Genomic DNA, 12,861 nt, shown 5'->3' with positions numbered 1-12,861 from the left:
ACCCGTCATGTCAGTGGCCGCCGCGGCTGGCCTTGATGTCGCCGGCATAGCGCCATTCGAGGAAGGTCTTGAGGCAGAGCGTGACGAGCGCCAGCATGGCAAGCAGCGTCGCCACGGCGAAGGCCGCCGAGAAGGCGTACTCGTTGTAGAGGATCTCGACATGGAGCGGCATCGTGTTGGTCTCGCCCCGGATCTTGCCGGAGATCACCGCCACCGCCCCGAACTCGCCCATGGCGCGCGCGTTGCAAAGGAGCACGCCGTAGAGGAGTGCCCACTTCACGTTCGGCAGCGTCACGCGCCGGAAGGTCTGCCAGCCGCCGGCGCCCAGCGAGATCGCCGCCTCCTCGTCGCCCGTGCCCTGTTCCTGCATCAGCGGGATCAGCTCGCGCGCCACGAAGGGGAGCGTGACGAACACGGTGGCGAGCACGATGCCCGGCAGCGCGAAGACGATCGGAATGCCGGTCGCCTGCACCATCCAGTGGAAGTAGCCCTGCGCGCCGAACAGGAGCACGAAGACGAGGCCCGCGATCACCGGCGAGACCGAGAAGGGCAGGTCGATCAAGGTGGTCAGCAGCGTCTTGCCGCGGAACTCGAACTTGGCGATCGCCCAGGCGGCGCACAGGCCGAAGACGAGGTTCACCGGCACCGCGATCGCCGCGACGGTCAGCGTCAGCCGGATCGCGGCGAGCGCGTCCGGGTCGGTGACGGCCTGCCGGAAGGCGCTAACGCCCCCGCGCAGCGCCTCGACGAACACGGCGACGAGCGGCAGGAAGAGGACCAGCGCCAGGAACAGCATGGCCACCGCGATCAGCGTCCACTTCACCGCCGGGCTCTCGTCGGTCGGCGAGGGTCGGCGCGGGCGCAGGGCTTCCACGCCGGGCGCGGCCGCAAGGGTCGTATCAAGCGCCAAGGCCATACCTCCGGCGGCTCCAGGTCTGGATGACGTTGATCGCAAGCAGGATCGCAAAGGAGATGACCAGCATCAGCGCGGCGACCGCGGTCGCGCCGGCATAGTTGAACTCCTCCAGCCGGATCACGATCAGAAGCGGCGCGATCTCCGACACGTAGGGGATGTTGCCGGCGATGAAGATCACCGAGCCGTATTCGCCGATGGAGCGCGCGAGCGCGAGCGCAAAGCCGGTGAGGAGCGCCGGCGTGACCGTCGGCAGCACGACGCGGAACACGGTCTGGAGGCGGCCCGCGCCGAGCGTCGCGGCGGCCTGCTCGAGCTCCCCGTCCATCTCCTCCAGCACCGGCTGCACGGTGCGCACGACGAAGGGCAGCGACACGAAGGTCAGCGCCACGATGACGCCGAGCGGCGAATAGGCGATGCGAAGGCCCCCCTCGCCGAACAGCGGCGCGAAGAGGCCGCCCGGCGCGAACAGCCGCCCGACCCAGCCGTTCGGCGCGTAGAGCGAGGTCAGCGCGATGCCGGCGACGGCGGTCGGCAGCGCGAAGGGCAGGTCGATCGCCGCGTCCACCAATCGCTTGCCGGGGAAGCGGTAGCGCACGAGCACCCAGGCGAGCAGCAGACCGAACACGGCGTTGACGACGGCCGAGACCAGCGAGGCGCCGAACGACAGGGTCAGCGCCGAGACGACGCGCCGGTCGCCGGCCAGCGCCAGGAAGTCGGAAAGCCCGAGCCCCGCCGCACGCACCGCCAAGGCCGACAACGGCAGAAGCACGATCAGGCTGAGATAGGCCAGCGTCACACCCAGCGACAGGCCAAAGCCCGGTACGACACTCGGTTGGCGGAAATGAAAGGCCGGGCGATCGGCGGTTGTCGAAGCCATGCGGTTCCTGACGAGACGTCGGCTGAAGGTGGTGGGCGCTTGGGTGGCAAAATAGCGCGGCAAGCCGCGCGGCGATACCGCCGGCTTGCCGCGCCGATCATCCGGCGGCAGGAGGACGGCCCCGCCGATGGGAGCGGCGGGACCGGGGAGCGCATCGGGTCGGGAGGATGCCCGAGGCGCCGGGGATCGTAGGCACCCGGGCTTAAGGGCCTCGCGCGTCTCAGTTGGCGGGCTTGTAGATCTGGTCGAAGATGCCGCCGTCGCCGAAGTGCTCGGGCTGGACCTTCGCCCAGCCACCGAACTGGGCGTCGTCGATCTTCACGAGATCGATCTGGGGAAACCGCTCCAGAAGCGCCTTGTCGGTGACCTTCTCGGGCTCCGACGGGCGGTAGTAGTGCTTGGCCGAGATGGTCTGGCCCTCCGGCGAATAGAGGTAATCGAGATAGGCCTTGGCCACCTCGGTCGTGCCCTTGGTGTCGGTGTTGCCCGGCACGAGCGCCACCGGCGGCTCGGCGAGGATGGAGATCGAGGGCACCTTGATCTCGAACTGGTCGGGACCGAGCTCCTCGAGCGCCAGGAACGCCTCGTTCTCCCAGGCGAGCAGCACGTCGCCGATGCCGCGCTGGACGAAGGTCGTGGTCGAGCCGCGCGCGCCGGTATCGAGCACCGGGACGTGGCGGTAGACGTCGCCGACGAAGCCCTTCACCTTCTCGGCGTCGCCGCCGTACTGCTTGTTGGCCCAGGCCCAGGCTGCCAGATAGTTCCAGCGCGCACCGCCCGACGTCTTCGGGTTCGGCGTGATGACCTGGACGCCGTCCTTCACGAGGTCGCCCCAGTCGTTGATCGCCTTCGGGTTCCCCTTGCGCACCAGGAACACGATCGTCGACGTGTAGGGCGAGGAGTTGTGCGGCAGCAGCGTGCGCCAGTTCTCGGGAATCTTCTTCGTCGCCTTGGCGATGGCGTCGATGTCGGCCTGGAGCGCCAGCGTCACGACGTCGGCGTCGAGGCCGTCGATCACGGTCCGCGCCTGCGCTCCCGAGCCGCCATGCGACATGCGCACGGTCGGCGCGTCCTTGCCGTCCGCTTGTCTGTGCTCGGCGAAGGCGGCGTTGAAGTCGCGGTAGAGTTCGCGCGTCGGATCGTAGGAGACGTTGAGGAGGGTCTGGGCCGAGACCGGCAGGCTGAGCGCCATCAGGGCGGCGGCGGCAATTCCAAGCGACAGGGACAGACGCATTCGCGGAAAATCCTTTTTTGGCCGAGAGCCCGAGCTTCGATGGAAGGAAGCTAAAGGGCAACGACCCATCAGGATAGGAATGATCTACTAAATCCGGTCATGTAATAGACAATTCGATATCGCGGACCGGGGGTACGAAGCCCCGGTCCGCGACAGATCCTAAGCCGACAGGACATCCTTCGACGCGACTGAGGAGTCGGCGTTGAGGCGGTAGACGATGGGGACGCCGGTCGCGAGTTCCTGCGCGACGATCTCCTCGCCCGTCAGCCCATCGAGCGCCATGATCAGGGCACGCAGCGAGTTGCCGTGGGCGGCGACGATCACCGTGCCGCCCGACAGCACCTTCGGCTGGATGCGATGGATGTAGTAGGGCCAGACCCGCGCGCCCGTGTCCTTCAGGCTTTCGCCGCCCGGCGGCGGCACGTCGTAGGACCGGCGCCAGACATGGACCTGATCCTCGCCCCACTTGGCGCGGGCGTCGTCCTTGTTGAGGCCCGACAGGTCGCCGTAGTCGCGCTCGTTCAGCGCCTGGTCGCGATGCGTCTCGATCGGGCCCTGCCCGAGTTCACCCTCGATGAGGGCGAGCGTGCGCTGGGCGCGCGACAGGACGCTGGTGAAGGCGACGTCGAAGCGCAGGCCCGCATCCTTCAGGCGGCGGCCGGCGGCGCGCGCCTCCTCGACGCCGAGCTCCGTCAGGTCCGGGTCGCGCCAGCCGGTGAAGAGGTTCTTGAGGTTCCATTCGCTCTGCCCGTGGCGGACGAGGACGAGAGTACGGGACATGGGCTTTGGCTCCCTTGGCTTGAGGACGGAGGAAAAGGATCAGAGACCGAGGACGTCGCGCATCGAGTAGAGGCCCGGCGGCTGGCTTCGCGCCCAGAGCGCGGCGCGCAGCGCCCCGCGCGCGAAGATCGCCCGGTCCTCGGCGTGGTGCTTTAGCGTGATGCGCTCGCCTTCGCCGGCCAGGATCACCTCGTGGTCGCCAACCACCGAGCCGCCGCGAAGGGTGGCGAAGCCGATTGTCCCCTGCGGACGCGGTCCCGTATGGCCGTCGCGCACGCGCACCGACCGGTCGGCGAGATCGATCCCGCGCCCCGCCGCCGCCGCATGCCCAAGGAGCAGCGCCGTGCCGGAGGGCGCGTCGACCTTGTGGCGGTGGTGCATTTCCAGGATCTCGAGATCGAAGGCGTCGGGCCCCAGCGCACGCGCCGCCTGCTCGACGAGCACCGACAGGAGATTGACCCCGAGGCTCATGTTGCCGGACTTGACGATCCGCGCGCCATCGCGACCCGCCGCCGCGATCGCCGCATCGTCGTCGGCCGAGCAGCCCGTCGTGCCGATGACGTGCACCAGCCCGCGCCGCGCGGTCTGAAGCGCCAGCGCGACGCTGGCGGCTGGCGCGGTGAAGTCGATCACGCCGTCGGCCTCGCGCAGCGCGGCCTCGAGGTCGTCCGACACGGGCACACCGAGCGCGGCGACCCCGGCGAGCGTGCCGGCGTCGTCGCCGAGATGGGCCGAGCCCGGCCGCTCCACGGCAGCGGCGACCGCGAACTCCGGCGCCTCGGAAGCGAGACGCACCAGCGTCCGGCCCATGCGCCCGCCCGCCCCGAGGATCACCAGCCGCATCGCGTCCATCACCTGTCGTCCCTTCAGTCCACCGTCTCGCCCGCGCCCGACTGGAGCGCGTGGAAGCGGGCATACAATCCGTTCGGCCGCCGGCTGAGCTCGGCGTGGGTGCCGCCTTCCGCGATGCGGCCGCGATCGACGACGAGGATCTGGTCGGCTCCGACGATCGTCGAGAGGCGGTGCGCGACGACGAGCACGGTGCGACCGCGCATCGCCTCCTCCAGCGCCCGCTGGACCAGCACCTCGGAGCGCGAATCCAGCGCCGAGGTCGCCTCGTCCAGCACCAGGATCGGGGCGTCGCGCAGGAGTGCGCGGGCGATCGACAGGCGCTGGCGCTGGCCGCCCGACAATGTCGCGCCGCTCTCGCCGACCGGTGTCTCGTAGCCGAGCGGCTGGGCGAGGATGAACTCCTCGGCCTGCGCCCGGCGCGCCGCCTCCTCCACCTCGGCGTCGGAGGCCGCCGGGCGACCGAAACGGATGTTGTCGCGGATCGTGCCTTCGAAGAGGACCGGCTGCTGCGGGACGTAGGCGATCCTGGTGCGCAGCGAATGCTTGGTGACGGCGCGGATGTCCTGCCCGTCGATCGTGATGCGCCCGGCCGCGGGATCGTAGAAGCGCTCCAGAAGCGCCAGGACGGTCGACTTGCCGCCGCCCGAAGCCCCGACCAGCGCCGTGGTCCGTCCCGCCGGCGCGGTGAAGCCGATGCCGCGCAGGACGTCCTCGCCGCCGGGATAGCGGAAGCGCACGTCCTCGAACACGATCTTGCCGCGCGTGACCGTCAGAGCCTCGGCGCCCGGCGCGTCCACTTGTCGCGGCGGCTCGTCGAGGATTTCGTAGATCATGCGCGCGTTGACCAGCGCCTTTTCGAGCTGCACCTGCAGGCGCGCGAGGCGCCGGGCGGGATCGTAGGCGAGAAGCAGCGCGGTGATGAAGGCGAACATCGCGCCCGGCGAATAGCCGTAGACGATCGAGCGGTAGCCCGACCAGGCGATCACGGCGGCGACCGCAAGGCCCGCCACGGTTTCGGTCACCGGCCCGGAGCGCTCGGTGATGACGGCGATGCGGTTGGAGCGTTCCTCGGCCTGCCGGATCAGACCTTCGGTGCGCTCGCGCAGGAGCTCTTCCATCGTGAAGGCCTTCACGACCTGAATCCCTTGCGCGGTCTCCTGCATGGAGCCCAGCACCCGCGCGTTGAGGTCGACCGACTGGCGCGTCGCCTTGCGCAGCTTGCGCGAGAGGTTCGAGATCATGATCGCGATCGGCGGGCCGGCGGTCAGCGCGATCAGCGACAGGACCCAGTCCTGCCAGATCATCGCGCCGATCAGGAAGATCAGCGTCAGGAGGTCGCGCGCGATCGAGGTGACCGTGAGGTTCAGCGTCTCGCGCACGCCCGTCACGTTCTGGTTGATGCGCGCGGCGAGCTGGGCCGAACGGTTCTCGCCGTAGAAGTCGACCGAAAGCTCTGTGAGATGCCGGAACAGCCGGCGCTGGTAGCGCGCCACGATGTCGTTGCCGATGCGCGCGAGAACGACGCCCTGCCCGTAGGAGGCAAGGCCGCGCACGAGGAACGACACGAACACGGCGAAGGGCAGCGAGAAGAGGACCGCGCGGTTGCCCTCGACGAAGATCTCGTCGATCACGTCGCGCATGATCCACGCGAGGAAGGCGGTCGACAGCGCCACCAGCACGAGGCAGACGCTCGCGAAGGCATAGCCGCGGATGTGCTCGCGCCCGTTCTCGGCGAAGATGCGCCTGAGCAGCCGCAGCGCTTCGCCGCGCTCGGCCCCGTCGGACAGGGACAGGCTCTTCTTGGTTCCGATCAACGCCACCAACCTCGTTCGGCGGCTCTATAGCGCGTCGACGGCGGGATGCCTACGGGGCCTCGCGTTGCGGCTGCCTCAACCCACCCAGCGTCGGCCGGCGGTCTCGAGACCATAGGCTTGCGGGTTGCGGGCATAGGCGGCGAGCCCGACATGGGCGGCGAGCGGCTGCGTGATGACGAAGAGCGGGATGTCGCGCATCAGCGCCTCGTGCGGCGCCTTGTCCTCGAAGGCGGCGCGCATCTCGGGCGCGTGGACGATCGGGATGATGCGCTGGAAGATGCCGCCGGCGATGTAGACGCCGCCGCGCGCCATGAAGAGGAGCGCGAGATCGCCCGCGAGACGGCCGAGATATTCGGCGAAAAGCTGCACCGCCTCGCCCGACTGCCCGTCGCGCCCGTTGAGGGCGGCCTCGGTCACGGAGGCGGGCGTCGGATGGGTCGGCTCGACCCCGTCGGCCGCGCAGATCGCGCGGTAGAGGTTGACGAGGCCGCGGCCCGACAGGATCTGCTCGCCCGAGATGCGCCCGGCGATGGTCTCGAGATGAGGCCAGATCTCGCGGTCGCGCGCCGTGCGGGCGCCGAGATCGACATGGCCGCCCTCGCCCGCCACCGGGATCCACATGCCGCGCGCGTGCACCAGCGCGCCGACGCCAAGCCCCGTGCCGGGGCCGACCACGACGCGGCTTGAGCCCTCGCGCACCGTGCCGCCGCCGATCGCCTGCCGGCCGCTGTCGGGCAGAGCCGAGACGGCGAGCGCCTGCGCCTCGAAATCGTTGAGGACAAGCACCTCCTGGAAGCCGAGATCGGCGATCAGCGTGCGCGGGCGCACCACCCAGGGGCAGTTGGTGAGGTCGATCTCGTCGCCGTCGACCGGGCCAGCGATGGCCAGCACCGCCGTCACCGGGCGCTCGGCCGTGTTGTCGAAGACGGCGGCGCGGATGGCGTCGTCGATGTTGGGAAAGTCCGCCGTCTGGACGATCGGGAAGGTCTCGGGCTCGGCCCGGGCGTCGCGCAGGAGCGCGAAGCGCGCGTTGGTGCCGCCGATGTCGCCGATCAGGATCGGAAACCGGAGACCCTCGGTGCCCTTGCTCGCCGAACCCATGGAAACCCTCCGTCTTGCCCTTTGAAGCCTCGCGCCATAGCATCCGGCGTCATCCGGCAAAAGACCGCCGGAGCGCCGTTTCGCCGGGGCGCGGCGTTCAGCCGGCCGGGCGCATGCGCGGCATGGCGAAGCCCCCGTCGTCCGGCACCGCGGCGGGTGGAACCGGGGCGGCCGAGGCGCGCGGCGCCGGCTCGGGAGCCAGCGCCATTGGCACGTTGCCATCGAAATCGTCGGCCATCACAGGGGCTTCAGCCGCCACGGGCGCGGCACGCACCGGCGCGGCGGCCCGCGCACCCGCGGCGTCCGGCTGCTTCAGGACGGCCGCGCAGGCGCGCGGCAGCGCCGACAGGAAGATCGGAGGCGGCTTCTTGTAGGGCTTGGCGCTCGGCTTGGGCGGCTGCAGCGCCACGTCGAACCACCAGTCCAGCTTGTCGCAGCCGTCGCCCTTCACGGTCGGCTCCTGCGGCTTGCAGTTGGGCGAACCCGGCTGGCAGACCATGCGAACGTGGAAATGGTAGTCGTGGCCGTACATCGGCCGCACCTTGTTCAGCCAGGCGCGGTCGCGCCCGGCCGTCTTGCAGAGCTGCTCCTTGATGCCGGGATGCACGAAGATCCGCTCGACCTCCGGCTCGGTGGCGGCGGTGCGGATGAGCTTCATCATCTCGGGCCGCCAGCGCTTCAGGTCAATGTGGCGGGTGCGCTTGTCGATGACGGAGGGCAACGGCATGTGGTCGCGCTCGTCGTCCGTCAGCCGGCGGTTCGGCATCTCGGTGAGGTAGATGTCGGCATCGAGGCCGATCTGGTGCGAGGCGTGGCCGTCCTTCATCGGGCCGCCGCGCGGCTGCGCCATGTCGCCGAACAGGAGGCCGCGCCAGTTGGCCTCGCGCCGGGCGTCCACCGACAGGCGCTGCAGGAGCTTGATCAGGGCGGGATGGGCATAGGCGCGGTCGCGCGAGGGCTTCATCACCTGCCAGGTCGGGCCGTCCTTGGGCATCGCCATGCCGCCGGCCAGACACCCCTTGGAATAGAAGCCGATGCTCTGCGCCGGTGCCGCCGAGGGATAGTGCTCGGCCGAGAACAGGTCCTTGGCGGGGGTTTCGGCCCTCGCCGCGCCCGTCATGACGAGGCCGAGCGCCAACCCCAGTCCGACCACCCGTCCCAGCTTCATCGATCCCGCCATGCGCCCAGCCCTTCCGTTCGGCTGCGATGAGCCCGACAGATCGGCCGAAACTAAGGCCAACGCTTGGCCTGAAGCTTGCGCGGGGATGGCACCGGGAGGGCGTAAGTCAGACGGGAACCACCGCGCCCGCTTCGGCGGAGGCGTAGAACGCGTCGATCACCCGCTGGTTGAGCACCGATTCCTCCAGCGTGAACAGCGTCTCGCCCGAGCCGGCGACCGCGCGCGCGAAGGCCTCGGCCTGCAGCCGGTACTGGTCGACGCCACCGAAGCGCACGGTCTCGGCGTGGGCGTGCCCGCGGTCGTGGCAGTGGACGGCGGCCTGCGCGTAGAGCCCGGCATTGAAGGGGGCATCGACCTCGATGAAGCCCTCGGTGCCGTGGAACACCATGGTCTGGCGCGCGGCGAGCTGCGTCGCGACGTAGAAGCTCAAGCGGAAGCCCTCGAACTCGACCTCGCATTCGGCGAGGATGTCGGTGCCGAAGCGCGCGTCGCGCTCGATCCGCGCGCGCGCCGTCCGGCCCTCGAGGCCGGTGACGAGGCGCGTCGCGACCACGGGATAGACGCCGATGTCGGGCAGGGCGCCGCCGCCGAGATCGAGCTGGTTGCGCATGTTGCCGGGGTCGTCGTTGAAATAGGAGAAGGCGCCCTGCACAAGGCGAAGGCGCCCGATCCGGCCGGCCGCGATCCAATCACGGACCTTGGCCCATTGCGGGTGGTGTCGCACCATGAAGGCCTCGGCGACCGTCACGCCCGCGCGGTCGCCCGCTGCGATCACCGGGGCGATGTCGGCGGCGCGCAGCGCGAGCGGCTTCTCGACGAGGACATGCTTTCCGGCGTCCGCCGCCTTCACCGCCCATTCCACGTGCGCGGCGGTCGGCAGCGGCACATAGACCGCGTCGATGTCGGGGCTGGCGAGAAGCGCCTCGTAGGAGCCGAAGGCGCGGGGCGCGCCGAAGTGACGGGCGAGCTCGCGCGCCCGCGCCTCGTCGCGGCTGGCGATCCCCTCCAAGACGCAGCCCTCCGCCTTCAGGAGAGCCGGTATGACATGCTCGCGCCCGATCTTGGCACCCGACAGAATTCCCCAACGCAGCATGCGTCCCCTCCCCTTTCTTGCGTCGTCTCGTCCGGTCAGGCGCGCAGGCGCCCGCCGGTCGTCTTCTCCACCGCCGCGACGATCTTCTTCGAGACCGCCTCGAGATCCTCGTCGGTCAGGGTCTTCTCGGCCGGGTTCAGCGTGACCTCGATCGCGACCGACTTGGCGTCGGCCCCGAGCGCCGCGCCCTCGAACACGTCGAAGAGGCGGACCTCGCCGATCAGCTTGCGATCGGCACCCTCCGCGGCCCGGATCAGCTTGATCGCCTCCACCCCGCGATCCACTACAAAGGCGAAGTCGCGCTTCACCGGCTGGAAGGCCGAAAGCTGGAGCACGGGCTTGGTCCGCGTGGCCTTCCGCTTGCCCTCCGGCGCCTCGTCGAGGAACACCTCGAAGCCGGCGACCGAACCGGTCACGCCGAGGGCTTTCAGAGCGCGCGGATGGAACTCGCCGAACTCGGCCAGCACCGTCTTCGGGCCGAGCTTGATCCGCCCTGAGCGGCCCGGATGATACCAGGGGCTTGCGGGCGTCTCGAACTGCAGCCGCTCGACCGGCACGCCGATGGCTTCGAGGACGGCCAGCGCGTCGGCCTTGGCGTCGAAGACGCCGACCGCTGCGGCATTGCCCGCCCAGTCGCGGCCGGCGCCCGCATGGGTCGCCGTGCCCCGGCGCACGCCGCCGGCCACGCGCCGCTGCCCGTCCGGCTCGTCGGAGCGGTAGATCGAAGCGACCTCGAAGAGCGCGAGATCGCCGTAGCCGCGCTGCGCGTTGCGCTGCGCCGCCTGCAGGAGGTTCGGCAGGAGCGACGGGCGCATGTCGGAGAGGTCGGCCGCGATCGGGTTCTCGAGGCTCAAGTGCGCCTCGCCGCCGCCGAAGGCCTTCGCGGCCTCGGCCGAGACGAAGGAATAGGTGACGGCCTCCGCCAGCCCGCGGGCGGCGAGCGTCCGGCGCGCGGCGCGGTCGCGCACCTGGCGCGGGGTGAGCACGCGGCCGTTGACGCCGGCAATCGCGGGCAGCGGCTGCGGCGCGATGTTGTCGACGCCGACGAGGCGCATGACCTCCTCCACGAGGTCGGCCTTGCCCTCGATGTCCGGACGCCAGGACGGCGCGACGACCAGGGCGTGGTTGGGCCGCTCGTCCACCTCGAACCCGAGCCGCGTCAGGATCTCGACCTGGCGGACGGGCTCGACGGTGAGGCCGGTCAGGCGCTCGACTTCGGAGAAGGGGAAACGGATGGCCTCGCGCGTCTCGATGCGGGCCGGCGTCAGGGCGACCTCGCTCGGGGTGCCGCCGCACAGATCCATCACGAGGCGCGTCGCGAGCTCCAGCCCCGGCTCCATGAAGGCCGGGTCGACGCCGCGCTCGAAGCGGTAGCGCGCATCGGTGATGATGCCGAGAGCGCGGCCGGCGCGGGCGATCGCCAGCGGCTCCCAGAGCGCCGATTCGATGAGGACGTCGGTGGTACCCTCGTCGCAGCCCGAATGCTCGCCGCCCATGATGCCGGCGATCGATTCGACGCCCCGGTCGTCGGCGATCACGCAGACCCTTTTGTTCAACGCGTGCGTGCGCCCGTCGAGGCCGAGGATCTCCTCGCCCTCCGCCGCCTGCCGGACCACGAGGTCGCCCGCGACCTTCTTCGCGTCGAAGACGTGGAGCGGGCGGCCCCGGTCGAAGGTGACGTAGTTGGTGATGTCGACGAGCGCGTTGATCGGGCGAAGGCCGATCGCCTTCAGCCGCTTCTGCATCCACTCGGGCGACGGACCGTTCCGCACACCCGACACGCGGCGCAGCGCGAAGCCGAGACAGGTCTCGCTCTCGACCCGGACCGTCACCGGGCAGGCGCCCTCGCCCGCGACCGGCTCGACCGCACCGCCCTTCAGCGTGCCGAGGCCCGACGCCGCGAGATCGCGCGCGATGCCGTGGACGCTCGTCGCGTCCGGCCGGTTGGGGGTGAGGTTGATCTCGATGACGGGGTCGGCAAGGCCGGCATAGTCGGCGAACGCCGTGCCGACCGGCGCGTCCTGGGCCAAATCGATGATGCCGTTGTGCTCGTCGGAGAGTTCGAGCTCGCGCTCCGAGCACATCATGCCGAAGCTCTCGATGCCGCGGATCTTGCCGATGCCGAGCGTGACGTCGAGGCCGGGCACGTAGGTGCCGGGCAGTCCGAGGACGCCGACGAGGCCGGCGCGCGCGTTCGGCGCACCGCAGACGACCTGCAGCGGCTTGCCCCCGTTGACGGCGGGCCCCGCATCGACGGTGAGCACCTGCAGCTTGTCGGCGTCGGGATGGCGGCGGGCCTCGAGGACGCGCGCGATGGTGAAGGCACGCATGGCGGCCTTGTCGTCGAGCGATTCCACCTCGAGGCCGATCGCGGTGAGGCGTTCGGTGATCTCGGCGAGGGTGGCGTCGGTGTCGAGGTGATCCTTCAGCCAGGACAGGGTGAACTTCATGACGGGCTCGAAAAACGGGAACGGAACGGATGGAGGCGACCCGGCGGGCCGAAGGCGGGAGCGGTCAGGTGCGGTCGGCGACGTCGGATGCCGCCTGTCGCACGAGGCCGCTGGCGTGGACGAAGCGATAGACCGACAGAGCGACCACGGCGAAGACGAGGTTGACGATGAGGAGCGTTGCCAGCGTCTTGGTGGAATCGAAGGCGAACTTGGCGATCACGGTCGGCAGGAGGATGCCGACCGCCAGCGAGCCGAGGACGGCGGGCGTCGCCGGCAGATAGCCGTAGAGCACCGCGAAGATCGCGACCGTCACGAGCGCGAGGATGTAGACCGAGGGCGAGGCGGCGAGCGTCGCGAAACCGAGCGACAGGAACAGCCAGCCGAAGATGGCGGCCACCAGCGTGCCGATGATCGCGCCGGCGATCACGGACACGGTCTCCACCACGGCGGAGCGGGCGATGCCGGCGGCGGATCGGGCCATGATGCGTTTCCTCGTCAGCTGAAGGGCGATACGCCCCGGGAACGGGCGCGGCTGTGATGCCCGCCTTTGGGGCACGGGTCAAA

10 protein-coding genes and 1 pseudogene are annotated in these 12,861 nt (G+C 70.2%); all 11 read right to left on the bottom strand.

Annotated features, from left to right (window positions below):
• Positions 1–10: 10 nt before the first annotated feature.
• Entirely contained in the window at positions 11–916 is a 906-nt protein-coding gene (gene cysW, locus ACLNGM_RS05520; RefSeq protein WP_416357528.1) for a sulfate ABC transporter permease subunit CysW, read from the bottom strand.
• Positions 900–1,793 carry a sulfate ABC transporter permease subunit CysT gene (cysT, locus tag ACLNGM_RS05515; protein ID WP_416357527.1) on the bottom strand — a complete coding sequence of 298 codons (894 nt, stop codon included), beginning with the start codon at positions 1,791–1,793 and terminating at the stop codon, positions 900–902. Before cysT ends, cysW begins: the two co-directional genes overlap by 17 nt.
• 220 nt (positions 1,794–2,013) lie before the next feature.
• Positions 2,014–3,027, bottom strand: coding sequence for a sulfate ABC transporter substrate-binding protein (locus tag ACLNGM_RS05510; protein WP_416357526.1), 1,014 nt, complete (start codon positions 3,025–3,027; stop codon positions 2,014–2,016).
• Positions 3,028–3,186: 159 nt separating this feature from the next.
• The gene (locus ACLNGM_RS05505; protein ID WP_416357525.1) at positions 3,187–3,807 is read right to left on the bottom strand and encodes a 2,3-bisphosphoglycerate-dependent phosphoglycerate mutase; all 621 of its coding nucleotides are present in this window, start codon (positions 3,805–3,807) and stop codon (positions 3,187–3,189) included.
• A 39-nt stretch (positions 3,808–3,846) separates the two neighbouring features.
• Entirely contained in the window at positions 3,847–4,659 is an 813-nt protein-coding gene (dapB, locus tag ACLNGM_RS05500) for a 4-hydroxy-tetrahydrodipicolinate reductase (RefSeq protein ID WP_090963678.1), read from the bottom strand.
• Between the two features lie 14 nt (positions 4,660–4,673).
• Positions 4,674–6,470 carry an ABC transporter ATP-binding protein gene (locus tag ACLNGM_RS05495; RefSeq protein WP_416358390.1) on the bottom strand — a complete coding sequence of 599 codons (1,797 nt, stop codon included), beginning with the start codon at positions 6,468–6,470 and terminating at the stop codon, positions 4,674–4,676.
• A 78-nt stretch (positions 6,471–6,548) separates the two neighbouring features.
• On the bottom strand, positions 6,549–7,574 hold the full coding sequence (locus ACLNGM_RS05490; RefSeq protein ID WP_416357524.1) for a glucokinase: 1,026 nt from the start codon (positions 7,572–7,574) through the stop codon (positions 6,549–6,551).
• Between the two features lie 304 nt (positions 7,575–7,878).
• Positions 7,879–8,754: pseudogene (gene mepA / locus ACLNGM_RS05485) on the bottom strand (penicillin-insensitive murein endopeptidase); the annotation flags it as partial.
• A 106-nt stretch (positions 8,755–8,860) separates the two neighbouring features.
• Positions 8,861–9,847, bottom strand: a complete 987-nt coding sequence (locus tag ACLNGM_RS05480; protein ID WP_416357523.1) for a Gfo/Idh/MocA family protein — start codon at positions 9,845–9,847, stop codon at positions 8,861–8,863.
• A 35-nt stretch (positions 9,848–9,882) separates the two neighbouring features.
• A complete protein-coding gene (gene pheT, locus ACLNGM_RS05475; RefSeq protein ID WP_416357522.1) occupies positions 9,883–12,297 on the bottom strand; it encodes a phenylalanine--tRNA ligase subunit beta in 2,415 nt (804 codons plus the stop codon).
• Between the two features lie 64 nt (positions 12,298–12,361).
• The gene (locus ACLNGM_RS05470; RefSeq protein ID WP_416357521.1) at positions 12,362–12,778 is read right to left on the bottom strand and encodes a hypothetical protein; all 417 of its coding nucleotides are present in this window, start codon (positions 12,776–12,778) and stop codon (positions 12,362–12,364) included.
• Positions 12,779–12,861 lie beyond the last annotated feature (83 nt).

The sequence above is a fragment of the Aureimonas phyllosphaerae genome (genome assembly GCF_047943035.1).
Lineage (GTDB): Bacteria > Pseudomonadota > Alphaproteobacteria > Rhizobiales > Rhizobiaceae > Aureimonas > Aureimonas phyllosphaerae.
Note: the sequence above shows the minus strand (reverse complement) of the source record. Positions and strands in the feature narration are given on the sequence as shown.